This window comes from Pseudomonas sp. FW305-25 (genome assembly GCF_017351415.1).
GTDB classification, from domain to species: Bacteria; Pseudomonadota; Gammaproteobacteria; order Pseudomonadales; family Pseudomonadaceae; genus Aquipseudomonas; species Aquipseudomonas chlororaphis.
This window is the reverse complement of record NZ_JACNDE010000001.1, coordinates 28491-53546: the sequence shown is the minus strand read 5'-3', so window position 1 is coordinate 53546 and position 25056 is coordinate 28491. Positions and strand designations below refer to the sequence as shown.

General features: G+C 60.7%; 19 protein-coding genes. 5 read left to right on the top strand and 14 right to left on the bottom strand.

Annotated elements, in window-relative coordinates; genetic code table 11:
* Nucleotides 1–122: 122 nt before the first annotated feature.
* The 10 genes from brnQ to sdhC all read right to left on the bottom strand — a co-directional run bounded on the left by brnQ (nucleotide 123) and on the right by sdhC (nucleotide 13228).
* Entirely contained in the window at nucleotides 123–1436 is a 1314-nt protein-coding gene (brnQ, locus tag J4E58_RS00225) for a branched-chain amino acid transport system II carrier protein (RefSeq protein WP_007931515.1), read from the bottom strand.
* Between the two features lie 358 nt (nucleotides 1437–1794).
* Nucleotides 1795–2676: a succinate--CoA ligase subunit alpha gene (gene sucD / locus J4E58_RS00220; protein ID WP_007931513.1), complete on the bottom strand. Its 882-nt coding sequence runs from the start codon at nucleotides 2674–2676 to the stop codon at nucleotides 1795–1797.
* Nucleotides 2676–3842 carry an ADP-forming succinate--CoA ligase subunit beta gene (gene sucC, locus J4E58_RS00215; protein WP_007931510.1) on the bottom strand — a complete coding sequence of 389 codons (1167 nt, stop codon included), beginning with the start codon at nucleotides 3840–3842 and terminating at the stop codon, nucleotides 2676–2678. The genes sucD and sucC overlap by 1 nt, the downstream gene beginning before the upstream one ends.
* 224 nt (nucleotides 3843–4066) lie before the next feature.
* Complete coding sequence (lpdA, locus tag J4E58_RS00210; protein ID WP_007931507.1) at nucleotides 4067–5503, bottom strand: dihydrolipoyl dehydrogenase; 1437 nt, start codon at nucleotides 5501–5503, stop codon at nucleotides 4067–4069.
* A gap of 112 nt (nucleotides 5504–5615) precedes the next feature.
* Nucleotides 5616–6836, bottom strand: coding sequence for a 2-oxoglutarate dehydrogenase complex dihydrolipoyllysine-residue succinyltransferase (gene odhB / locus J4E58_RS00205; protein ID WP_009042789.1), 1221 nt, complete (start codon nucleotides 6834–6836; stop codon nucleotides 5616–5618).
* Nucleotides 6837–6878: 42 nt separating this feature from the next.
* Complete coding sequence (locus J4E58_RS00200; RefSeq protein WP_007931503.1) at nucleotides 6879–9710, bottom strand: 2-oxoglutarate dehydrogenase E1 component; 2832 nt, start codon at nucleotides 9708–9710, stop codon at nucleotides 6879–6881.
* 276 nt (nucleotides 9711–9986) lie between these two features.
* A complete protein-coding gene (locus tag J4E58_RS00195) occupies nucleotides 9987–10691 on the bottom strand; it encodes a succinate dehydrogenase iron-sulfur subunit (protein WP_007931501.1) in 705 nt (234 codons plus the stop codon).
* 12 nt (nucleotides 10692–10703) lie between these two features.
* Nucleotides 10704–12476 carry a succinate dehydrogenase flavoprotein subunit gene (gene sdhA / locus J4E58_RS00190; RefSeq protein WP_009047766.1) on the bottom strand — a complete coding sequence of 591 codons (1773 nt, stop codon included), beginning with the start codon at nucleotides 12474–12476 and terminating at the stop codon, nucleotides 10704–10706.
* Between the two features lie 3 nt (nucleotides 12477–12479).
* Nucleotides 12480–12848 carry a succinate dehydrogenase, hydrophobic membrane anchor protein gene (sdhD, locus tag J4E58_RS00185; protein ID WP_007931497.1) on the bottom strand — a complete coding sequence of 123 codons (369 nt, stop codon included), beginning with the start codon at nucleotides 12846–12848 and terminating at the stop codon, nucleotides 12480–12482.
* Entirely contained in the window at nucleotides 12842–13228 is a 387-nt protein-coding gene (gene sdhC / locus J4E58_RS00180) for a succinate dehydrogenase, cytochrome b556 subunit (RefSeq protein ID WP_169915034.1), read from the bottom strand. The genes sdhD and sdhC overlap by 7 nt, the downstream gene beginning before the upstream one ends.
* Before the next feature lie 351 nt (nucleotides 13229–13579).
* Here sdhC and gltA point away from each other — a divergent pair, with 351 nt between their 5' ends.
* On the top strand, nucleotides 13580–14869 hold the full coding sequence (gene gltA, locus J4E58_RS00175; RefSeq protein ID WP_007931493.1) for a citrate synthase: 1290 nt from the start codon (nucleotides 13580–13582) through the stop codon (nucleotides 14867–14869).
* Between the two features lie 301 nt (nucleotides 14870–15170).
* Here gltA and J4E58_RS00170 read toward each other — a convergent pair whose 3' ends face one another.
* From J4E58_RS00170 to J4E58_RS00160, 3 genes are all read right to left on the bottom strand, one after another.
* Entirely contained in the window at nucleotides 15171–16829 is a 1659-nt protein-coding gene (locus tag J4E58_RS00170) for a cation acetate symporter (protein ID WP_007931491.1), read from the bottom strand.
* A complete protein-coding gene (locus J4E58_RS00165; protein ID WP_007931481.1) occupies nucleotides 16826–17137 on the bottom strand; it encodes a DUF485 domain-containing protein in 312 nt (103 codons plus the stop codon). The genes J4E58_RS00170 and J4E58_RS00165 overlap by 4 nt, the downstream gene beginning before the upstream one ends.
* Before the next feature lie 191 nt (nucleotides 17138–17328).
* Nucleotides 17329–18180 (bottom strand): glycine betaine ABC transporter substrate-binding protein, encoded by an 852-nt coding sequence (locus J4E58_RS00160; protein WP_007931479.1) that lies wholly within the window; start codon nucleotides 18178–18180, stop codon nucleotides 17329–17331.
* Nucleotides 18181–18521: 341 nt separating this feature from the next.
* On the opposite strand from J4E58_RS00160, the gene J4E58_RS00155 reads away from it, so the two are divergent.
* Nucleotides 18522–20075: a beta (1-6) glucans synthase gene (locus J4E58_RS00155; RefSeq protein ID WP_087089315.1), complete on the top strand. Its 1554-nt coding sequence runs from the start codon at nucleotides 18522–18524 to the stop codon at nucleotides 20073–20075.
* Between the two features lie 52 nt (nucleotides 20076–20127).
* On the opposite strand, the gene J4E58_RS00150 is transcribed toward J4E58_RS00155, so the two are convergent.
* A complete protein-coding gene (locus J4E58_RS00150) occupies nucleotides 20128–20499 on the bottom strand; it encodes a hypothetical protein (RefSeq protein ID WP_009042785.1) in 372 nt (123 codons plus the stop codon).
* A 241-nt stretch (nucleotides 20500–20740) separates the two neighbouring features.
* On the opposite strand from J4E58_RS00150, the gene J4E58_RS00145 reads away from it, so the two are divergent.
* The 3 genes from J4E58_RS00145 (at nucleotide 20741) to J4E58_RS00135 (ending at nucleotide 25004) form a co-directional block, all read left to right on the top strand.
* Nucleotides 20741–22039, top strand: coding sequence for a serine/threonine protein kinase (locus tag J4E58_RS00145; RefSeq protein WP_087088817.1), 1299 nt, complete (start codon nucleotides 20741–20743; stop codon nucleotides 22037–22039).
* A complete protein-coding gene (locus J4E58_RS00140; RefSeq protein ID WP_087088819.1) occupies nucleotides 22032–22820 on the top strand; it encodes a VacJ family lipoprotein in 789 nt (262 codons plus the stop codon). The genes J4E58_RS00145 and J4E58_RS00140 overlap by 8 nt, the downstream gene beginning before the upstream one ends.
* Before the next feature lie 153 nt (nucleotides 22821–22973).
* On the top strand, nucleotides 22974–25004 hold the full coding sequence (locus tag J4E58_RS00135; RefSeq protein ID WP_087088821.1) for an FUSC family protein: 2031 nt from the start codon (nucleotides 22974–22976) through the stop codon (nucleotides 25002–25004).
* Nucleotides 25005–25056: the final 52 nt, after the last annotated feature.

Sequence of the window (25056 nt, the reverse complement as noted above, 5' to 3'; positions counted from 1 at the left end):
GACGTTGATCGAGGAAAAAAGACACCATTGGCCGCCCATAAAAAATGCCCCGTATCGCGGGATACGGGGCATTTTCATGGCTACTCGGTGCCCGCTTGTGACAGGCCCCGACAGATAGCGGTTTAGGCCAGCGCTTCGCTGCGCTTGCCCAGCAGGCGGTCGCAGGCTACCGCGACCACCAGGGTCATGACCGAAGGCACCAACCACGCCAAGCCCTGCTCGCTCAGCGGCAGGTGCATCAACTGGGTTGGCATCCAGTCCGCCAGGCCGGCGCCCTTGAGGGCGTCGATCAGGCCGAACAGGAAGGACACCAGCATCACCGGACCGACGATGCGGCCTTGCTCATGCCAGAAGTCCTTGCAGAAGCTCAGGGCCACCAGGGCGATGCACGGTGGGTAGATCGCGGTCAGCACCGGGATGGAGAAGGCGATCAGCTTGGTCAGGCCCAGATTGGACACCAGCAGCGAGAACGCCGCCAGGATGATCACCAGGGTCTTGTACGACAGCGGCAGTACGCGGCTGAAGTACTCCGCGCAAGCGCAGGTCAAACCGACCGCGGTCACCAGGCAGGCCAGGGAAATCAGCACGGCGAGGAAGCCGCTGCCCAGGGAACCGAAGGTGTGTTGCACATAAGCGTGCAGCACCGCCGCGCCATTGGTGGCACCGGCCGCGACTTCATGGCTGCCCGAACCCAGGCGGAACAGGCTGACATACACCAGCGCCAGGCCGATACCGGCAATCAGCCCGGCGATGATCGCGTAACGGGTGATCAGGCGTGGCGACTCGACACCGCGGGAACGGATGGCGTTGACGATGACGATACCGAACACCAGCGCGCCCAGGGTATCCATGGTCAGGTAACCATTGATGAAGCCCTGGGAGAACGGCGCCGCGACGTATTCGGGCGTCGCAACACCGATATCACCGGCCGGCAAGGCGAACGCGGCGATGCCCAGTACGGCCAGGGCGATGATCTTCAGCGGCGCGAGGAAACGCCCAACGGTATCCAGCAGGCGTCCCGGGTAAAGGGAGATGAAAAACACCAGCAGGAAATACACCGAGCTATAGAGGAACAGCGCCAGCGGGCTTTCGCCGGTCAGGGGCGCCAGGCCTACTTCGAAGGACACGGTCGCGGTACGCGGCGTCGCGAACAACGGGCCGACCGCCAGGTAGCAGACCGCCGCCAGCAGGCCACCGGCGATCTTGCCGATCGGGCTGCTCAGCGCGTCCATCGCCCCACCGACCTTGGCCAGCGCAATGACAGTCACCACCGGAAGCCCCACAGCGGTGATCAGAAAGCCCAGCGCCGCGATCCAGACGTTAGGTCCGGACTGCAAGCCGACGATAGGCGGGAAGATGATATTGCCGGCCCCAACGAACAGGGCAAAGGTCATAAAACCCAGTGCCAGAATGTCCTGGCCTTTCAACACTTTCATTAAGGAAATACCACACTACTGAATCGGAATTTAGAGAGGGATTTCCCTTATGGGTGAGGGAAATGCTGTCGGTCCGTATAGGACTGACCCGTTTAGCGCGCGGCTTCCTTGTGGGACGCAGACGCAAAAGAGGCGGCTAGACTACCGAATTTGTAAGACAAACGCACTGTTAGAGGGCGAACTGTCCGATCAGCGACATTTGCGTGTCGCGTTTACGTATCAAAAGCAGCTGCAAGGTACAAGTTTCAAGCGACAAGCTTCTCTTGCAGCTTGTCGCTTGAGGCTTGCAACTGCTCTTAACGAACAAAGGCCACCCGAAGGTGGCCTTTGTTGGTGGAGCGTCAGCTAAGCGCGAGGCTTACTTGACAGCCCAGCCAGTCAGCTCGGCCAAGGCCTTGCCGATATCTGCCAGCGAACGCACGGTTTTCACGCCTGCGTCTTGCAGAGCAGCGAATTTCTCGTCTGCAGTGCCTTTGCCGCCAGAGATGATTGCGCCAGCATGGCCCATGCGCTTGCCCGGAGGAGCAGTCACACCCGCGATGTAGGAAACAACCGGCTTGGTCACGTTAGCCTTGATGTAGGCAGCCGCTTCTTCTTCAGCCGAACCGCCGATCTCACCGATCATCACGATCGCTTCGGTCTTCGGGTCTTCCTGGAACAGCTTCAGGATGTCGATGAAGTTGGAGCCTGGGATCGGGTCACCACCGATGCCGACGCAGGTGGACTGACCGAAACCGGCGTCAGTGGTCTGCTTCACGGCTTCGTAAGTCAGGGTGCCGGAACGGGAAACGATACCGACCTTGCCTGGCAAGTGAATGTGACCTGGCATGATGCCGATCTTGCATTCGCCTGGAGTGATCACGCCTGGGCAGTTAGGGCCGATCAGGGTAACACCCAGCTCGTCGCACTTAACTTTAGCGTCCAGCATGTCCAGGGTAGGAATGCCTTCGGTGATGCAGACGATCAGCTTGATGCCGCCGAAAGCCGCTTCCAGGATGGAGTCCTTGCAGAAAGGAGCTGGAACGTAGATCACGCTGGCGGTGGCGCCAGTGGCAGCTACAGCGTCTTTCACGGTGTTGAAGACAGGCAGGCCCAGGTGCTCGGTGCCGCCTTTGCCCGGAGTTACGCCGCCAACCATCTTGGTGCCGTATTCGATGGCTTGCTGGGTGTGGAAACTACCTTGCGAACCGGTAATACCCTGGCAGATAACTTTGGTGTCTTTATTGATCAGGACGCTCATTATTTGCCCTCCGCAGCTTTGACAACTTGTTGAGCAGCGTCGGTCAGGCTGGTAGCAGCGATGATGTTCAAGCCGCTTTCTGCCAGTACTTTAGCGCCCAGTTCAGCGTTGTTGCCTTCAAGGCGAACAACAACCGGGATTTTCACGCCGACTTCTTTCACTGCACCGATGATGCCTTCGGCAATCATGTCGCAACGAACGATGCCGCCGAAGATGTTGACCAGTACTGCAGCGACGTTGGTGTCGGACAGGATGATCTTGAAGGCTTCGGTCACGCGCTCTTTGGTAGCACCACCACCTACGTCGAGGAAGTTGGCTGGCTTGCCGCCGTGCAGGTTGACGATGTCCATGGTACCCATGGCCAGGCCGGCACCGTTGACCATGCAGCCGATGTTGCCTTCCAGCGCTACGTAGTTCAGTTCGAACTTGGCAGCGTGCGCTTCGCGCGGATCGTCCTGGGACGGATCGTGGAAAGTCTTCAGCTTAGGCTGACGGTACATGGCGTTGGCGTCGATGTTGATCTTCGCGTCCAGGCAGTGCAGATCGCCATCAGCCTTGATCACCAGCGGGTTCACTTCCAGCAGTGCCAGATCGTGGTCCTGGAACAGTTTGGCCAGGCCGACGAAGATCTTGGCGAACTGAGTGACTTGCTTGCCTTCCAGGCCCAGCTGGAAAGCCAGCTCGCGACCCTGGAATGGCTGAGCGCCAACCAGTGGATCGATAGTAGCCTTGAGGATTTTCTCAGGGGTGTCGTGAGCGATTTTCTCGATGTCCACGCCACCTTCGGTGGAAGCCATGAACACGATGCGACGGCTCGAACGGTCGACGACAGCGCCCAGGTACAGCTCTTTAGCGATATCAGTGCACGATTCAACCAGGATCTTGGTGACTGGCTGACCATTGGCGTCAGTCTGGTAAGTCACCAGACGCTTGCCCAACCACTGTTGAGCGAATGCTTTAGCGTCTTCTTTGCTGCGAACCAGCTTTACGCCGCCCGCTTTACCGCGACCACCGGCGTGAACCTGGGCTTTGACAACCCACTCGGAGCCGCCGATCTTGTCGCAAGCTTCTGCTGCTTCTTCCGGGGTGTCTACCGCGTAGCCTTTGGATACTGGCAGGCCGTATTCAGCGAACAGCTGCTTACCCTGATACTCGTGAAGATTCATGCTTTTTACCGTCTTCGTTAGGTACTGCGCATTCGGCGCTGCGCTCTTGATGAGTGCCGCGCCACCTGTGACCGCTCCTCACCGGACTCCCCTGCCCCGCATCCGCAGCCTGGGCTGCGGCACAGCGCATGAAGATTCCCGTGAGGTCGAGTCCAGCGGACGTTCCGCGGTGAGTCTTGCTCGCAAGGCTCACGACGGGCAATCCGCCGTGGTTTCTTATTGTCTTAACGCTTTTTGCGGTTGGCGATGTGGATGGCGCCGCCATTCACTGCCAGTGCTGCTTCGTGCAGGGCTTCGGACAGGGTCGGATGGGAGAAAACCATCATGCCCAGGTCTTCGGCGCTGGTGCCGAACTCCATGCCGATCGCACCTTGCTGAACCAGTTCTGCCGCGCTTGGGCCGATCACGTGAACGCCCAGTACACGGTCAGTCTTGGCATCAGCGATGACTTTTACGAAACCGCCGGTGTCGTTGGCTGCCATGGCACGGCCGCTGGCTGCGAACGGGAAGGTGCCGACGTTAACTTCAACGCCTTCAGCTTTCAAGGCCTGCTCGGTCTTGCCGACCCACGCGATTTCCGGGTGAGTATAAATAACCGAAGGGATCAGGTCATAGTTCATCTGAGCCTTGTGGCCCTTGATGCGCTCGACGACCATGATGCCCTCTTCCGAGGCCTTGTGAGCCAGCATCATGCCGCGAACCACGTCGCCGATCGCGTAAACGCCCGGTACGGTGGTGGCGCAGTGATCGTCAACGTGCACGAAACCGCGCTCGTCGAGGGTCACGCCGCAATCGGCAGCCAGCAGATCAGTGGTCACTGGACGGCGACCAACGGCTACGATCAGCTTGTCGAAAGTGATGTTCTGTTCGCCGTTGGCATCGGTGTAGGTCACGACCACTTCTTCGCCGTTGACCTTGGAGCCGGTGACGCGAGCGCCCAGCTTGATGTCCAGGCCCTGTTTGGTCAGGGTTTTCAGCGCTTCCTTGGAGACGGCGGTGTCGGCAGCCATCAGGAAGGTGTCCAGGGCTTCCAGGACGGTCACTTCAGCGCCCAGACGGGACCATACCGAACCCAGTTCCAGGCCGATCACGCCAGCGCCGATCACGCCCAGGCGTTTTGGTACGGATTGGAATTCCAGGGCGCCGGTGGAGTCGACGATCACTTTCTGATCGACCGGAGCCGGTGGAATGTCGATTGGACGGGAGCCCGGCGCCAGGATGACGTTCTCGGCTTCGATCACTTCCACCGAGCCGTCAGGCTTGGTGACTTCGACTTTCTTGCCGGCCAGCAGTTTGCCGTGGCCCTGGATGGAGGTCACGCCGTTGGCCTTGAACAGGGTGGCAACACCGCTGGTCAGGTTTTTCACGATATTGGCCTTGCGGCCGACCATCGCAGGCACGTCCATGGACACGCCAGCGTGGCTGATACCGTGGATCGCGAAACCGTCTTGGGCTTCGTGGAATTTCCAGGAGCTGTCCAGCAGCGCCTTGGAAGGGATGCAGCCGACGTTCAGGCAAGTACCGCCGAGGGCCAGCTTGCCCTCCTTGTCGGTATATTTCTCGATGCAGGCAGTCGTGAGGCCGAGTTGCGCAGCTTTAATGGCAGCTACATAGCCGCCAGGGCCTGCGCCAATCACTACCACGTCGAATTTCTGAGTCATGTGTCATTCCTTCTCGAATCAAACCGGACGGCCTCTTGTGGAGGCCGTCGTGGGACGAAGCTGTTCGTTTCGGCGAAAGGCCGATCATCGCTGATCGGCCCATGCTACGAAATCAGATATCCAGCAGCAGACGAGCCGGGTCTTCCAGCAGGTTCTTGATGGTAACCAGGAAGGTCACTGCTTCTTTGCCGTCGATCAAACGGTGATCGTAGGACAGAGCCAGGTACATCATCGGACGGATAACCACCTGACCGTTGATCGCCATAGGGCGCTGCAGAATGTTGTGCATGCCCAGGATCGCCGCTTGTGGCGGGTTGACGATCGGAGTCGACATCATCGAACCGAAAGTACCACCGTTGGTGATGGTGAAAGTACCGCCGGTCATTTCTTCCATCGACAGTTTGCCGTCACGGGCTTTCTTGCCGAAGGTGGCGATGCCGCCTTCGATTTCAGCCAGGCTCATCAGTTCGGCGTTACGCAGAACCGGAACCACCAGGCCGCGGTCGCTGGACACGGCAACACCGATGTCGGCGTAACCGTGGTAAACGATGTCGGAGCCGTCGATCGAGGCGTTGACCGCAGGGAAACGCTTCAGCGCTTCGGTAGCAGCCTTGACGAAGAACGACATGAAGCCCAGGCGTACGCCGTTGTGGGACTTCTCGAACAGATCCTTGTACTTCGAACGCAGGGCCATGACTTCGGTCATGTCGACTTCGTTGAAAGTGGTCAGCATCGCCATGTTCGACTGGGCTTCGACCAGACGCTCGGCAACCTTGGCACGCAGGCGGGTCATCGGAACGCGCTTCTCGACGCGGTCGCCAGCAGCGAATACCGGAGCAGCGGCGGCAGGAGCAGCGGCCTTGGCAGGCGCGGCAGCCGGAGCGGCTTTCTTGGCGGCAACGGCTGCAACCACGTCTTCCTTGGTCACGCGACCGCCTTTGCCGGTACCGGCAACGGAAGCGATGTTGATGCCGTTCTCTTCAGCCAGCTTGCGCGCGGCAGGAGCAGCGATTGGATCGTCTTCGCCTTCGGCGGCAGGCGCTGCGGCCTGGGCGGCAGCCGGTGCGGCAGCGGCTGGAGCAGCAGCGGCGGCAGCGCCTTCGGCGATGGAGCCCAGGACTTCGTCGGACAGAACGGTGTCGCCTTCGTTCTTGACGATAGCGCCCAGCACGCCGTCAGCGGTGGCCAGAACTTCCAGCACGACCTTGTCGGTTTCGATGTCGACGATCAGCTCGTCGCGCTTGACGGCGTCGCCCGGTTTTTTGTGCCAGGTGGCAACGGTGCCATCGGCAACCGATTCCGGGAAAGTGGGGGCTTTGATCTCGATAGCCATTATCTGTGGTTCCTTAAATTCGGTTTCAGGTGCGCGAAGGCGTTAAACAGTGAAAGCATCTTGCAGCAGTTTTTCCTGCTGCTCGGCGTGCATCGACGCGTAACCGCATGCAGGTGCAGCAGAGGCTTCACGGCCCGCGTACTCGAGTACGAGCGACTTGTCGTGATTGCCAACGATGCGGCGCATGTGGTGCTGGCTGCAGTACCAGGCACCCTGGTTCATCGGCTCTTCCTGACACCAAACGACATGCTTGAGGTTGGTGTACGGAGCCAGGACTTCGTTCAAGTCGTCCTCAGGGAATGGGTACAGCTGCTCGATACGCACGACGGCGATGTCGTCGCGGCCTTCGGCACGGCGTTTTTCCAGCAGGTCGTAGTAGACCTTGCCGCTGCACAGAATCAGACGATTCACGTCTTTTGGATCCTGGGCATCGATTTCCGGAATAACGGTCTGGAACGAACCTTCCGCCAGATCTTCCAGGGTCGAGATGGCCAGTTTGTGACGCAGCAGCGACTTCGGAGTCAGGACCACCAGCGGTTTGCGCAGCGGGCGAATCACCTGACGACGCAGCAGGTGGTAGATCTGGGCCGGGGTGGTCGGCATGCAGACCTGGATGTTGTGCTCGGCGCACAGCTGCAGGTAACGCTCCAGGCGAGCCGAAGAGTGCTCCGGACCCTGACCTTCATAACCGTGCGGCAGCAGCATGGTCAGACCGCAGAGACGGCCCCACTTGTGCTCGCCACTGGTGATGAACTGGTCGATCACCACCTGGGCACCGTTGGCGAAGTCGCCGAACTGGGCTTCCCAGATCACCAGCGCGTTTGGCGTGGTGGTCGAGTAACCGTATTCGAACGCCAGTACGGCTTCTTCGGACAGGAACGAATCGTACAGATCGAAACGTGGCTGGCCGTCGTACAGGTGCTGCAGCGGAATGTAGGTGCTGGCGTCTTTCTGGTTGTGCAGGACCGCATGACGGTGCGAGAACGTACCGCGGCCGATGTCCTGGCCGGTCATGCGGATCGGGTGACCTTCGAACGCCAGGGTCGCGTATGCCATGGTTTCGGCATAACCCCAGTTGATCGGCAGGCCGCCGGCTTGCATCTTCTGACGGTCTTCGTAGATCTTCGCGACCTGGCGCTGGACCACGAAGCCTTCCGGCAGCTCCAGCAGCTTGGCGGACAGTTCCTGCAGGGTCTTCAGATCGAAGGTGGTGTCGTGACGTGCAGTCCAGGCGTGGCCCAGATATGGACGCCAGTCCACGAACAGCTCTTTGTTCGGCTCTTTGACCAGGCTCTTCACGACGTGCAGGCCGTTGTCCAGCGCGTTGCGGTATTCGTCGACTTTCGCCTGAACACGCTCGGCGTCGAGCACGCTTGCCTGGACCAGACGATCGGCATACAGCTCACGGGTGGTGCGCTGCTTGGCGATCTGCTGGTACATCAGAGGCTGGGTGCCGCTTGGCTCGTCCGCTTCGTTGTGGCCGCGACGACGGTAGCAGACCAGGTCGATCACCACATCGCGCTTGTACTGCATGCGGTAGTCGATGGCCAGCTGGGTCACGAACAGTACGGCTTCCGGATCGTCACCATTCACATGGAGGATCGGCGCCTGGATCATTTTCGCGACGTCGGTGGCGTACTCGGTGGAACGCGAGTCCAGCGGGTTGCTGATGGTGAAACCGACCTGGTTGTTGATCACGATGTGCACGGTGCCGCCGGTCTTGAAACCGCGGGTCTGCGACATCTGGAAGGTTTCCATCACCACGCCCTGGCCTGCGAAAGCAGCGTCACCGTGGATCGAGATTGGCAGAACCTTGTCACCGGTCTGGTCGTTGCGGCGATCCTGACGGGCGCGCACCGAACCCTCGACCACTGGCGAAACGATCTCCAGGTGGGACGGGTTGAAAGCCATGGCCAGGTGAACTTCACCGCCGGTGGTCATCACGTTGGACGAGAAGCCCTGGTGGTATTTCACGTCACCGGAGCCCAGTTCGACCTTCTTCTTGCCTTCGAACTCGTCGAATAGCTCGCGCGGGTTCTTGCCGAAGGTGTTGACCAGGACGTTGAGGCGACCACGGTGGGCCATGCCGATCACGACTTCCTTGGTCCCGTAGGAACCGGAACGCTGGATCAGCTCGTCGAGCATCGGGATCAGGCTTTCGCCGCCTTCCAGGCCGAAACGCTTGGTGCCCGGGTACTTGGTGCCCAGGTATTTTTCGAGGCCTTCAGCTGCGGTGACGCGCTCGAGCAGATGACCCTTGATATCCGTGGAATAGGTCGGACGGCCGCGTACGCTTTCCAGACGCTGCTGGAACCACTGGCGCTGCTCGGAATCGGTGATATGCGTAAATTCAGCGCCGATGGTGCGGCAATATGTCTGCTGCAACGCTTCGTGAATTTCGCGTAGGCTCGCTTCCTCTTTGCCGATGAACAGGTCGCCGGCACGGAAGGTCGTATCAAGATCGGCATTGGTCAAGCCGTAATGATTGATTGACAGGTCTGCAGGTGCAGGACGCTGCCACAGCCCCAGCGGGTCCAGCTGGGCTGCCTGGTGGCCACGCATACGGTAGGCCTGGATCAATCGCAGCACTTCAACTTGCTTCTTCTCGTGCTCGCTGCTCACGCTACCGGCGGATACCGGCTGGGCGCGGCGCTGGTTCTTTGCCAGCAACACGAAATGATCGCGGATTGTCGAGTGCGAAACATCGATGGCAGTGCTGCCGTCGGTAGGCAACTTCTGGAAGTAAGTGCGCCACTCTTCTGGCACAGCGTTAGGGTCGTGCAGGTAGAGCTCGTAGAGCTCTTCCACATAGGCAGCGTTACTACCGGATAGGTAGGCGCTGTTCCACATGCGCTGCATCACGCTTTCTTGCATGCTTGGTCACCCTCGGTTAGGGGAACACCACCGGCGAAGACACCGAGCAAACTTGCAAAAGTCCGAGTGCAGCGACCAAAACAAGCCACTTAGGATCACGCTGATAGTCCGGGTACCAGCCCGGATGCCCCTGCTTGTCTCATTTCTTCAAAATACGAGCGGCAACTTTGTGAGCTGCTGCTCAGCTTAAAACTACGGCGCCGGTTGAAGCCTGCGCCGTAGCCTCTACGGGTACAGCGGTCCTGCCTTTACAACAACTGGGTTACAGCAGCTGAATCACACACCGCTCGAGAGCAGCATGTTACGTATGTGACCGATGGCCTTAGTCGGGTTCAGGCCTTTCGGACAAACGTTGACGCAGTTCATGATGCCGCGGCAGCGGAATACGCTGAACGGATCATCCAGCGAAGCCAGTCGCTCGGACGTCTTGGTGTCGCGGCTGTCTGCCAGGAAGCGATAGGCTTGCAGCAGGGCAGCTGGACCCAGGAACTTGTCCGGGTTCCACCAGAAGGACGGGCAGGAAGTCGAGCAGCAAGCGCACAGGATGCACTCGTACAGACCATCGAGCTTTTCGCGCTCTTCAGGGGACTGCAGACGTTCGATGGCCGGAGCCGGCGTGTCGTTCTGCAGGAATGGCTTCACCTTCTCGTATTGCTTGTAGAAGATGCTCATATCGACGACCAGGTCACGGATAACCGGCAAACCTGGCAGCGGACGAACAACCAGCTTGTTGTTCTTCACCACGGCAGACAGCGGCGTGATGCAGGCCAGACCGTTCTTGCCGTTGATGTTCATGCCGTCGGAACCGCAAACGCCTTCACGGCAGGAGCGACGATAGGAGAAACCTTCGTCCTGCTCTTTGATCAGCGCCAGTACGTCCAGCACCATCAGATCCTTGCCACCGGTGTCGACCTGGAAAACCTGGGTTTTCGGCGCGGAGTCGGTGTCAGGGTTGTAACGATAAACTTCGACTTGCAACATATCGATCACCCTTTAGTAAGTCCGGACTTTTGGTTCAAAAGTCGGAACAGTCTTCGGCGAGAAGTTAACGGCACGCTTGGCAACGCGCTTCTCACCCGGGAAGTACAGGGTGTGGCACAGCCAGTTTTCGTCGTCGCGGTCTTCGAAGTCTTCACGGGCGTGGGCGCCGCGGGACTCTTTACGCACTTCGGCAGCGATGGCAGTGGCTTCGGCCACTTCCAGCAGGTTCTGCAGTTCCAGTGCTTCGATACGTGCAGTGTTGAACGCCTGCGACTTGTCGTTGATCTTGACGTTGGCGATACGGGTACGCAGTTCGGCCAGCTGGGCGATGCCCTTCTGCATGTATTCGCCGGTACGGAATACGCCGAAGTAGTTCTGCATGCAGCTTTGCAGCTCGCGACGCAGGGTAGCCACATCTTCGCCATCAGTACGCTCGTTCAGAGCGTTCAGGCGTGCCAGGGCAGCCTCGATGTTGGCGTCGGTCGCGTCATCGTATTCGATGCCGTCGGTCAGGGCTTTTTCCAGGTGCAGGCCGGCAGCGCGGCCGAATACCACCAGGTCGAGCAGCGAGTTGCCGCCCAGGCGGTTGGCACCGTGAACCGATACACAAGCCACTTCGCCCACAGCGAACAGACCATGGATGATCTCATCCACGCCTTCGGCGTTCTGGGTGATTGCCTGGCCATGAATGTTGGTCGGCACGCCGCCCATCATATAGTGGCAAGTCGGAACAACCGGAACCGGAGCAACCACCGGGTCAACGTGTGCGAAAGTCTTGGACAGTTCGCAGATGCCTGGCAGACGGCTGTGCAGCACTTCCTCGCCCAGGTGGTCGAGCTTGAGCATCACGTGGTCGCCATTCGGACCGCAACCGTTGCCAGCGATGATTTCTTTAACCATCGAACGGGCAACAACGTCACGACCGGCAAGGTCCTTGGCGTTCGGAGCATAACGCTCCATGAAACGCTCGCCGTGCTTGTTGATCAGGTAACCACCTTCACCACGGCAGCCTTCGGTAACCAGTACACCGGCGCCGGCGATGCCGGTCGGGTGGAACTGCCACATTTCGATGTCTTGTACCGGCACGCCGGCACGCAGCGCCATGCCTACACCGTCACCGGTGTTGATCAGGGCGTTGGTGGTGGATGCGTAGATACGACCTGCACCGCCGGTCGCCAATACGGTGGCTTTCGCGCGGATGTAGGTGGTTTCGCCAGTTTCGATGCAGATCGCGATCACACCGACGAACGCGCCTTCCTGGTTCTTCACCAGGTCAACAGCGTAGTACTCGTTAAGGAAGGTGGTGCCGGCTTTCAGGTTGCCCTGATAAAGGGTGTGCAGCAGCGCGTGACCGGTACGGTCGGAAGCTGCGCAGGTACGGGCAGCCTGGCCGCCTTTACCGTAGTCCTTGGACTGGCCGCCGAAAGGACGCTGGTAGATACGACCGGTTTCGGTGCGGGAGAACGGCAGCCCCATGTGGTCCAGCTCGAAAACCGCGGCCGGGCCTTCCTGACACATGTATTCGATAGCGTCCTGGTCACCGATATAGTCGGAACCCTTGACGGTATCGTACATGTGCCAGCGCCAGTCATCGTTCGGGTCGGCCGACGCGATGGCGCAGGTGATGCCGCCCTGGGCCGACACAGTGTGCGAGCGGGTCGGGAACACCTTGGTGATCACTGCAGTCTTGTGGCCGCCCTGGGCCAGCTGCAATGCGGCACGCATGCCGGCACCGCCGCCACCAATGATGATGGCGTCGAAAGAAATCGTTGGAATGTTAGCCATGAATCAGATACCCCAGAGAATCTGCACACCCCAGACGAAGTAGGCGAACATTGCAACGCCGCATACTGCCTGGAAAAGGAAACGTACTGCAGTCGCCGACTTGCCCAGCGCCATCGGCGTCAGGTAGTCGGTCGAAATGGTCCACATGCCGACCCAGGCGTGAGCGCCCAGAGCAACCATGGCCAGCAGGCTGAAGATACGCATCCAGTTGTTGGAGAACAGTGCGTGCCATTGCTCGTAGCCAAGGCCCGGGTTCGCAACGAGGTATCCGATCAGGAAGATGAAATAAGCCGCGAGAACGACCGCAGACACACGTTGTGCCATCCAGTCATAGAGGCCCGAACGCGACAGGTTCGTGACGTTAGTTACCATATCCAAACTCCTGCCAGAACGATTACCACCACGGATACGGCGATAACGATTTTAGAGCCCAGCTTGCCGCCTTCCAGCGTCTCACCGATGCCCATGTCCATGATCAAATGGCGCACACCGGCAACCAAGTGATACAGCAAGGCGGACAGGATGCCCCAAATCACTAGCTTGGCTAGCGGACTGGTCAGACACGCTTTCACCTCGCCGAAGCCTTCCTCGGAGCTGAGCGACTTGTCCAATGCATAAAGCATGATGGCAAGGCTCACAAAGAGGATGACACCGGAAATACGGTGAAGGATGGACGTGTAAGCAGTGACTGGGAGTTTGATGGTCCTTAGGTCTAGGTTTACAGGTCGTTGGCTATTCACGGCTTTTTTCACACTGAAGAGCCCCTAACAATCAGGGCAAAGTTGTTGGGGAGTGCACTGGTCAGGTACCCACCACCCAGGGAGTGACGACCCCCATCAAACCGGGCCCGAAAGCCCATGGCGGTCGGTGGCCGAGTATAGACAGTTAGGCTACTAATGACAACGCAATCCCCTTCCCCTAATAGCTCATTGCGTTAGGCGGATAAAAGGCGTAAATGGCGGGGAATTTCGAGGAAAAAGTCCGGTTAAAGCCTTCTGGGGCAAGACTTTAGGCAAATTGACATTCGGATTTATCTCACTATAGTGGTGCGGGCCCTGCGTGGGGGGTCTGTCTGATGATTTCAAGCATAAATAGGAGGCCACATGGCTGACAAAAAAGCGCAGTTGATCATCGAGGGCGCAGCCCCCGTCGAGCTGCCCATTTTAACCGGCACCGTTGGTCCCGATGTAATCGATGTTCGGGGCTTGACGGCCACGGGCCGCTTCACCTTTGACCCGGGTTTCATGTCGACCGCCTCCTGCGAGTCGAAAATCACCTATATCGACGGCGACAACGGCATTCTGTTGCACCGCGGCTACCCGATCGAACAGCTGGCTGAAAAGTCGGACTACCTGGAAACCTGCTACCTGCTGCTCAACGGCGAATTGCCGACCGCAGAACAGAAGGCCCAGTTCGTCGGTAACGTGAAGAACCACACCATGGTTCACGAGCAGTTGAAGACCTTCTTCAACGGCTTCCGTCGCGACGCCCACCCGATGGCGGTCATGTGCGGCGTAGTCGGCGCCCTCTCGGCCTTCTACCACGACTCCCTGGACATCAATAACCCGCAGCATCGCGAAATCTCCGCGATCCGCCTGGTTGCCAAGATGCCGACCCTGGCCGCGATGGTTTACAAGTACTCCATGGGCCAACCCATGATGTACCCGCGCAACGACCTGTCGTACGCGGAAAACTTCCTGCACATGATGTTCAACACCCCGTGCGAGATCAAACCGATCAGCCCGGTGCTGGCCAAGGCAATGGATCGGATCTTCATCCTCCATGCCGACCACGAGCAGAACGCATCGACCTCCACCGTACGCCTGGCAGGCTCCTCGGGCGCCAACCCGTTCGCCTGTATCGCTGCCGGTATCGCTGCACTCTGGGGCCCGGCTCACGGCGGCGCCAACGAAGCCGTACTGACCATGCTCGACGAAATTGGCGATGTCTCGAACATCGACAAGTTCATCGCCAAGGCCAAGGACAAGAACGATCCGTTCAAGCTGATGGGCTTCGGTCACCGCGTCTACAAGAACCGCGACCCGCGCGCCACCGTCATGAAGCAGACCTGCGACGAAGTGCTGAAGGAACTGGGCATCACCAACGATCCGCAACTCGAACTGGCCATGCGCCTGGAAGAGATCGCCCTGACCGACCCGTACTTCATCGAGCGCTCGCTGTACCCGAACGTCGACTTCTACTCGGGGATCATCCTCAAGGCCATCGGCATTCCGACCAGCATGTTCACCGTGATCTTCGCCCTGGCGCGTACCGTCGGCTGGATCTCGCACTGGAAAGAAATGCTCTCCAGCCCTTACAAGATCGGCCGTCCTCGCCAGCTGTACACCGGCTACGAGTCGCGCGACATCACCAAGCTGGAAGACCGCAAGTAAGACCTGTTGCCTTGCGCTAACGTCTTGACTGCAGCGGATACGGCCTCTTTATAGAGGCCGTATTTGTTTGTGCTCCCCTCCCCCGCCATTTCCCTGTAGCTACCTGCATTCGGCCGCACAGCGGATGTGGAATGCCAACTCCACATCACTCTCACGCTGAACGAGCTTGCGAGCGCTGTGCACTCGATCGCAGGCTGCGCCAGCGGCTACAAAGGGCGACGCCAATAAAAATGCCCCTGTCTCTCGACAGGGGCACTGGTTTGCAACTCAGCTTATATATAGAAGCCGATACACAGGGGCCTTAGTGCGATACCGCCCCGCTGGCTCCCAGGCCGGTCTGCGAGCGCACGAACTGCGGGAAGAACAGCGCCCGCTCATTGTCAGCCGCAGTGGACTTGTCGGTGATGGAGAAGAACCAGATCCCGATAAAGGCAATGATCATCGAGAACAGCGCCGGGTACTCGTAAGGGAAGATGGCTTTTTCATGCCCCATGATCTGCACCCAGATGGTCGGGCCAAGGACCATCAGGCCAACGGCGCTGACCAGGCCCAGCCAGCCGCCAATCATGGCGCCACGCGTGGTGAGCTTCTTCCAGTACATGGAAAGCAGCAGCACCGGGAAGTTGCAGCTCGCCGCGATGGAGAACGCCAGGCCGACCATGAACGCGATGTTCTGGCTCTCGAACAGGATGCCCAGGGCAATCGCCAGCACACCCAGGCACACGGTGGTGATCTTCGAGACGCGGATCTCATCCTTCTCGTTGGCCTTGCCCTTCTTGATCACGCTGGCGTACAGATCGTGGGAAACCGCCGAGGCCCCGGCCAGGGTCAGGCCAGCCACCACCGCCAGGATAGTGGCGAAGGCCACCGCCGAGATGAAGCCGAGGAACACGCTGCCGCCCACGGCATTGGCCAGATGCACCGCCGCCATGTTGTTGCCGCCGAGCAGAGCGCCCGCCGCGTCCTTGAACGCCGGGTTGGTGCTGACCAGGAGGATCGCGCCAAAACCGATGATGAAGGTCAGGATGTAGAAGTAGCCGATGAAGCCGGTGGCATACAGCACACTCTTGCGCGCTTCCTTGGCGTCGCTCACGGTGAAGAAGCGCATCAGGATATGCGGCAGGCCCGCGGTACCGAACATCAGCGCCAGGCCCAGGGAGAACGCCGAGATCGGATCCTTCACCAGACCGCCCGGGCTCATGATCGCTTCACCTTTGGGGTGAACCTTGGTGGCTTCGGAGAACAGCATGTTGAAGTCGAAGTTGACATGCTTCATGACCATCAACGCCATGAACGAGGCACCGGACAGCAGCAGGACCGCCTTGATGATCTGTACCCAGGTGGTCGCCAGCATGCCGCCGAACAGCACGTACAGCACCATCAGGATACCCACCAGGATCACCGCCACATGGTAATCGAGGCCGAACAGCAGCTGGATCAGCTTGCCGGCACCGACCATTTGCGCGATCAGGTAGAACGCCACCACCACCAGCGAGCCGCAGGCCGACAGCGAGCGGATCTGGGTCTGCCCCAGGCGATAGGACGCCACGTCGGCAAAGGTGTACTTGCCCAGGTTGCGCAGGCGCTCAGCGATCAGGAACAGAATGATCGGCCAGCCCACCAGGAAGCCGATCGAATAGATCAAGCCATCGTAGCCGGAGGTGAACACCAGGGCGGAAATCCCCAGGAAGGATGCTGCCGACATGTAGTCGCCGGCAATCGCCAGGCCATTCTGGAAACCGGTGATCTTGCCGCCCGCGGCATAGTAGTCGGCCGCCGACTTGTTGCGCTTGGAGGCCCAGTAGGTGATGCACAGGGTGGCCCCGACGAACAGCACGAACATGATGATCGCAGAGACATTGAGGGGTTGTTTATGCACTTCGCCGGTCAGGGCATCGGCCGCCCAGAGACTGGGAGCAAAGGCCGCGACGCTAAAAAAAGCCAATAGACGCCGGATCATTGCTGAGCCTCCTTGAGAATCGCATTGTTCAGGTCGTCGAATTCGCCGTTGGCGCGTCGCACGTAGATACCGGTCAGGACAAAGGCCGCGACAATCAACCCGACACCAATGGGGATACCCCAGGTGATGGATGATTCAGGACTGAGTTTTGCCCCCAGCACATGGGGTCCGTAGGCAATCAGCAAGATGAAGCCCGAATAGAGCCCGAGCATGACCGCCGACAGTATCCAGGCGAATCGTTCGCGCTTGCTGACCAGCTCCTTGAAACGCGAGCTGTTTTGAATCGAGAGGTAAATGCTGTCGTTCATTGTTTTTATCCTCGCAGCACAGATTTTAGTTGGAACGTAGTCCACTCTATGCAGCTCTGGAGCCGGTTCCAGACGACCTTAGTATTAGAACGACAGTACCCCCGACACAGGCTTTTGCACCGGGCAAAACAAAAGGCCGCCGGGTGCGAACACCCGGCGGCCTCGAGACCTGTGAGCTAGACGCTTCCCGGTCAGTTAGCGGTCCACTCGGCAACGCGCTCAGGGTGCTTGGCCACCCAGTCCTTGGCCGCCGCTTCCGGCTTGGCGCCCTCTTGAATCGCCAGCATCACCTCACCGATTTCATCCTTGGAGGCCCACTGGAACTTCTTCAGGAAAGCCGCAACCTCCGGCGCCTTCTTCTCCAGGCCTTTGCTACCGATGCTGTTGACGGTTTCAGCGGCGCCGTAAACGCCTTTCGGATCGTCCAGGAAGCGCAGCTTCCACTTGGCGAACATCCAGTGCGGCACCCAGCCGGTGACCGCGATGGATTCGTTCTTCTCTTCGGCGCGGGTCAACTCGGCAATCATTGCTGCGCCCGAGCTGGCTTGCAGTTTGTAGTCCAGACCGTAGTCCTTGATGGCCTGGTCGGTCTTGAGCATCACGCCCGAGCCGGCATCGATACCGACGATCTTGTTCTTGAAGGTGGTGTCACCCTTCAGGTCGGCAATGCTCTTGGCCTTGACGTACTCCGGCACGATCAGGCCGATTTTCGCGTCCTTGAAGTTGGGACCGTAGTCGACCACCTTGTCCTTGTTCTTGGTCCAGTACTCGCCGTGGGTCACCGGCAGCCAGGCCGACAGCATGGCGTCCAGCTTGCCGGTGGCCACGCCCTGCCACATGATCCCGGTCGCCACGGCCTGCAACTTCACGTCATAACCGAGTTTCTGCTTGATCACCTCAGACGCTACATAGGTGGTCGCCACACTGTCCGACCAACCGTCGACATAGCCGATGCTCAGGGTTTTGCTATCGGCGCTGGCCAGGGTTGAACTGATCGCAAGTACCAGACCGGCACCTGCGCCTAAGAGTCGTCGCATCTTCATCGTTACTTCCCCGAAAGTGCTGCGCCCGACGGATGCCGAGCCGCGTCAACCTGTTGTTATGGTGCACAGCGCCCTCATCACGCCCCACCAACTTGCTCGAACATCAGCGCGATTGCCCTATGAGAGCTCTGACGCGTCGATCATCAACCTGACGCCAAAGGCGACCTGCTCTGACTGCGACCTCAAAACATTCAGCAACGACACCAGTTCGCCAGTAATCAGGGCATGCCCAAAACAGTCGCCCAATCCCGCCCGAACTTTGCATGTCAAAATCATGCAGGCCACCTGGGCAGCGGCAAATCCGGGTAAGATGCCCGGCTTTGTTTCCTGACGGCCTGACCATGCCCTCGATTGCCCGCTTCCCGCTCCTGCCCTATCTATTCGCCTGCCTGCTGGGAGTCTTCGCGCTCTGCGGTTTCTGGTACGGCCTCGGCCAGCCGGTGGTGCTGCCGGATGTCGCCAGCGCCAGCCACAAGCTGCAATGCGCGTCCTACACGCCGTTCGACAAAGACCAGTCGCCCTTCGACCAACCGTTCAAACTGCGCCCGGAGCGCATGGACGCCGACCTGGCGCTGCTGGCGACCCGCTTCGAGTGCATCCGCACCTACTCCATGACCGGCCTCGAAGCCCTGCCGGACCTGGCGCGCAAGCACGGCCTGAAACTGATGATCGGCGCCTGGGTCAACAGCAACCCGGTGGACAGCGAAAAAGAGGTCGACCTGCTGATCGCCTCGGCCAATGCCAACCCGGACGTGGTGAGCTCGGTGATCGTCGGCAACGAAGCCCTGTTGCGCAAGGAAGTCACCGGCCCGCAACTGGCCAGGCTGATCAACAAGGTCAAGGCCCACGTCAAGCAGCCGGTCACTTACGCGGACGTCTGGGAGTTCTGGCTCAAGCACCCGGAAATCGCGCCGGCGGTGGACTTCCTGACCATCCACCTGCTGCCCTACTGGGAAGACGATCCGTCCAACATCGATGCCGCGCTGAACCATGTGGCGCAGGTGCGCCAGGTGTTCGGCAACAAGTTCGCGCCCAAGGACGTGATGATTGGCGAAACAGGTTGGCCCAGCGAAGGCCGCCAGCGCGAAACCGCCCTGCCGAGCCGGGTCAACGAGGCCAAGTTCATCCGTGGTTTTGTGGTCATGGCCGAACAGAATGGCTGGCACTACAACCTGATCGAAGCCTTCGACCAGCCGTGGAAGCGCGCCAGCGAAGGTGCGGTCGGCGGTTACTGGGGGCTGTTCGATGCCGATCGCCAGGACAAGGGCGTACTCGCCGGGCCGGTGTCGAACCTGCCTTACTGGCCATTGTGGCTGGGCGTGGGCGGGGTGATCTTCGTTGCCACGCTGATCCTCGGTGGCCGGGTCCGCGGTACTCGCGCGGCGCTGACCCTGCCACTGCTCGGCGCCCTGGCCGCCTGCTCCATCGGCGCCTGGGGCGAGCTGGCGCGGGTCACCAGCCGCTTTACCGGGGAATGGTTCTGGGCGGGCCTGCTGCTGGCCCTGAACCTGCTGGTGCTGGCACACGCGGCACTGAGCCTGAGCACCCGCGCCGGCTGGCGCCAACGTATGTTCAATCGCCTGGAAAAGCATGCCGGCTGGCTGCTCGCCGGCGCCGGTTTCGCCGCCGCGGTGATGATGCTGGAGCTGGTGTTCGACCCGCGTTATCGCAGCTTCCCCAGCGCCGCCCTGCTCCTGCCGGCCCTGGTCTACCTGTGCCGCCCGGTGCGGGTGCCGCGTCGCGAAATCGCCCTGCTGACCTTTATCGTCGGTGCCGGCATCGCTCCCCAGCTGTATCGCGAAGGCCTGGAAAACCAGCAGGCCTGGGGTTGGGCCCTGGTCAGCGTGCTGATGGTCGCCGCCCTGTGGCGCAGCTTGCGGGCTCGCAAAGCCTGACAGAAAAAAGGGATGACCATGGTCATCCCTTTTTTATTACCGGCGATTCGCCTCACGCCACCGCGCGAGGCGCTCGCACCAGCCGCAAGGCGCCGATCACGATGGCAAACACCGCCAGGCTGGTGTTGTAAAGCGCCAGCGCCGGAAAGCCGAACAGCAGCGCCAGCACCGCCAGGCCCCAGCCGGAACGGCCCGGCACCACGAAGGCGATCAGGGACGCCGCCAACGCCGCCCAGCCCATGACCTTGAAGTGGATCAGCAACCCCAGGCTGGAACGCGCCTGGCACTCCCAGCGGCTGGCCTCGTCGACACAGACGCCGACCCATCGAGCGTCCTCCATGAAGCCGTAGCGCACGCCATAACTGGCGGCCAGCCACAACGGCAGGACAACAAGCAGCAGAATCAGGGGAAGACGGCGGGACATGAAGCACTCCGATAAGCGAAAACGGCGCCCAGCATAATCGCCCGAGGCTGGTAAGCAAGCTTGTTACACAGATAACTGTTGAGCAAACAGCGGCAAAGTGTATCGTCTGGCGACTATTACCGCCGATCCGGCTTTGCCCTGCCTTGATCGTTTTTTGTGCCGTGCCATGGCACTTCGGCAGCAACCCGGTGGTCATAGCCTGCGAACTTTACCCGGCACCTTCCTCTACAGGGATTTAGTCATGCTCCGTTCCTTGCGCTTCGCTGCCCTGTTTGGCGGCCTTATTTCGAGTGCGTCCGCGCTCGCGGTCGACATCGATGCCGCCAGCTATGGCTATCCCTTGACCAATCCGTTCGAGGCGACCATTGCCACCACTCCGCCGGACCTGCGTCCGAAGCTGCCGAGTGACGACGACATCAATCAGGCGGACCGCAGCCTGACCCTGCGCCCCGAGCGCGAGTTCATCCTGCCGGACAACTTCTGGGCCGTGAAGAAGCTCACCTACCGCATCGCCGAGCAGGACCATGCCGCGCCGCTGATCTTCCTCATCGCCGGCACCGGCGCGCGCTATGACAGCAGTCTCAACGAGTACCTGAAAAAGCTCTATTACCAGGCCGGCTACCACGTGGTGCAGCTGTCCTCGCCCACCAGCTTCGACTTCATCAGCGCCGCCTCGCGGTTCGCCACCCCCGGCGTGACCAAGGAAGACGCCGAAGACCTCTACCGCGTGATGCAGGCAGTGCGCGCGCAGAACCCGAAACTGCCGGTCACCGACTTCTACCTCACCGGCTACAGCCTCGGCGCCCTGGATGCGGCCTTCGTCAGCAAGCTGGACGAAACCCGACGCAGCTTCAACTTCAAGAAAGTCCTGCTGCTCAACCCGCCGGTCAACCTCTATACCTCCATCACCAACCTCGACAAGCTGGTGCAGACCGAGGTCAAGGGCATCAATAACACCACCACCTTCTACGAGCTGGTACTGAACAAGCTGACCCGCTACTTCCAGCAGAAGGGCTACATCGACCTCAACGATGCCCTGCTCTACGACTTCCAGCAGTCCAAGCAGCACCTGAGCAACGAGCAGATGGCGATGCTGATCGGCACCTCGTTCCGCTTCTCCGCCGCCGATATAGCGTTCACCTCGGACCTGATCAACCGCCGCGGCCTGATCACCCCGCCCAAGTACCCGATCAGCGAAGGTACCAACCTCACGCCGTTCCTCAAGCGCGCCCTGCAATGCGACTTCGACTGCTACATCACCGAGCAGGTGATTCCGATGTGGCGCGCCCGCACCGACGGCGGTAGCGTGCTGCAACTGATCGACCAGGTGAGCCTGTACGCGCTCAAGGATTACCTGCAGGACAGCCCGAAAATCGCCGTGATGCACAACGCCGACGACGTGATCCTCGGCCCGGGCGACCTGGGGTTCCTGCGCAAGACCTTTGGCGACCGGCTGACGGTCTACCCCCATGGCGGCCATTGCGGCAACCTCAACTACCGCGTCAACAGCGACGCCATGCTGGAGTTCTTCCGTGGCTAAACATCTCCTGCTCATCGCTGCGTTGTTCTGCGCAGGCTATGCCAATGCCGACGACGGCCAGACCGCAACACCCGTGGTCGCAGACGGAGACGGCTTCACCCAACCGCTCAAGCGGCTCAAGTTCAACCCGGGCCTGGACCAGCGCGAGTTCGAGCGCTCGACCCTCAACGCGCTGAACGTCTACGACCCGCTGGAGTCGTGGAACCGCCGGGTGTACCACTTCAACTACCGCTTCGATCAGTGGGTGTTCCTGCCGGTGGTCGACGGTTACCGCTACATCACCCCGAGCTTCCTGCGCACCGGTGTGAGCAACTTCTTCAACAACCTGGGCGACGTGCCGAACCTGGTCAACAGCCTGCTGCAGTTCAAGGGCCAGCGCTCGCTGAACACCACCGCCCGCCTGCTGGTCAACACCACCCTCGGTATCGGCGGTCTCTGGGACCCCGCCACCCGCATGGGCCTGCCACGCCAGAGCGAAGACTTCGGCCAGACCCTGGGCTTCTACGGCGTGCCGGGCGGCGCCTATTTCGTCCTGCCGATCCTCGGGCCCTCGAACCTTCGCGACACCGCCGGATTGGCCGTGGATTACACCACCGAGTCGGCGATCAACTTCCTCAACGTGTCCGAGGTCAGCTCGAATCACCCGGAACTCTGGGTCCTGCGCGCTATCGACAAGCGCTATCAGACCAGCTTCCGCTATGGCCAGCTGGACTCGCCGTTCGAATACGAGAAAGTCCGCTACGTCTACACCGAATCGCGCAAGCTGCAAATCGCCGAGTGATCCCTCCAGGGCCCTGCCATCCGCGCAGGGCCCTTTTCTTCGCCCTCCCCTCACCACCTGTACCTTCTCCGGCCCCGGAAAAATCCTCATTGGAATTTTCCAGGCAAGTAGATACGATGCTAATCATTAGCTAGCTATCTATGTGCCTTGCCAATGAAAAGCCTCGCCCTGCGAATCCCCGATTTCTGGCTGGCCGTCCTGGCTCCCAGCCGCAACGACCTGCTGTTCGCCATCAGGAACATGATCGCCGGGTTCATTGCCTTGTACCTGGCCTTTCGCTTCAACCTCGAGCAGCCGCAATGGGCCCTGACCACGGTATTCATCGTCAGCCAGCCCAGCAGCGGCATGGTCCTGGCCAAGGGCGCCTTCCGCCTGCTCGGCACCTTTAGCGGGGCCGTGGCCTCGATCGTGCTGATCGGCCTGTTCGGCCAGGCGCCCCTGCTGTTTCTGCTGGCGATGGCGCTGTGGCTGGCCTTCTGCACCACCGGTGCCTCGCTGCTGCGCAATCACGCCTCCTACGGCTTCGTACTGGCCGGCTACACCGCAGCGATCGTCGCCCTGCCCGCCACCGCACATCCGCTGCTGGTGTTCGATCAGGCCGTGGCCCGCTGTTCGGAAATCAGCCTGGGGATCATCTGCGCGGCGATCGCCAGCACCGTGCTCTGGCCACGCCGGGTCGAACAGGCGTTGGCCACCCAGGGCAAGCTCGCGTGGCAAGCCGGCATGCGCGCCGCGGCCTCCGAACTGATCGGCCAGGACCAGCGCAAGGGGCTGCTGGAAGCCCTCGGCAAGCTGGTGGCGGTCGATGCCCAGCGCGATCACGCCTGGTTCGAAGGCCCCCAGGGACGGCGTCGTTCACAGGCCCTGCGAGTGCTCAGTCGCGACTTGCTGAGCCTGCTGCGCGCCGCCCGTGGCGTGGCCCGCCAGCGGCTGATGCTCGACAGCGCGGCGAATGCCAGCGTGGCTCCCCTGATCGAACAGCTGGCCACGGCCCTGGAACACAGCCACGAGCAAGACATCGCCCAACTGTCCTCACGCCTTCAAGAGGCGCTGCAGGACCGCAGCCTGTCGCAGGACGCGCATCTGTGCCTGATGCAACTGGCACAAGTGCCGGTGCTGCTCGAACGCAGTGCGCAAACCCTGCAGGCCGTCGAGCAAGCCCGAGTGCCCGATGGCGCGCCTGGCGCCCTGTCCTGGCACCGCGATATCGAGCAAGGCATTCTCGGTGGCCTGCGCAGCGCCCTGGCGTTTCTCGCCGTGGCCGGCTTCTGGGTGCTCTCGGCCTGGCCCTCAGGCCTGGGCGCGGTATCGATCTGCGGGGTGGTGCTGAGCCTGTTCGCCGGCCGGGAAAACCCTTCCGCCTCCAGCCTCAACTTTTTCAAGGGCATCGCCCTGTCGGTGCCGGTCGCCGGCTTCGTCGGCCTGGGATTGCTGCCCGGCTGGGACGGTTTCCCGCTGCTGTGCGTGGGCCTGGGGGTGCCGCTGTTTTGCGCCTCGCTGTGCATGAGCAAGCCGCGGATGGCGCCGATCGCCTCGGCGTTCTGCATCTTTTTCATCAACAACGTCGGCCCCGGCAACCTGATGACCTACGACCTGGCCAACTTCCTCAACAAGGCCATGGCTACCCTGGTCGGCGTCGGCATCGCGGTCCTGGTGTTCCGCCTGGTCAGCCTCAACCCCGGCGAACATCACTATCGGCGGATGTTCCGCGCCTCGCTGTTCGACCTGGCGCAACTCACCTCGCGCCCGCTGGAGCAAGCCGAGAGCTGGTTCGGCGGGCGCATGGCCGACCGCCTGATCCGCCTGGCGCGCTATTCCGAAAGCCTGCCCCAGGAACGCCGCCAGCACTGGGACAACGGCCTGCTCGGGCTCGACCTGGGCGACGAACTGCTGCAACTGCGCGCCAGCCTGGCTGCGGTGACCGGCGCCCTGGCCGTGGAACGCGGGCACTACCTGCTGAGCATCGCCACGCTGCTCAAATCAGGCGGTCCGGCGCCACACCGCAGCGATCGACTCGACGCTCCGACCGTCGCCCTGCTCAAGGCCCTGGAACAGGCGCCGCAACTGCCAGAACAGGATCTGGAAATGGCCAGGGCGGCGCTGCTGCAACTGCAATTCACCTGGCACAAATGGTGCCGCCTGACTCGCCACGAACCCGGCGTGGCGGCTGTCGCCCAGGGGTAATGAGCGGGCAAAAAAACCGCCACGCGCCGGTGGCGGCGGGTGGCGGCATAAC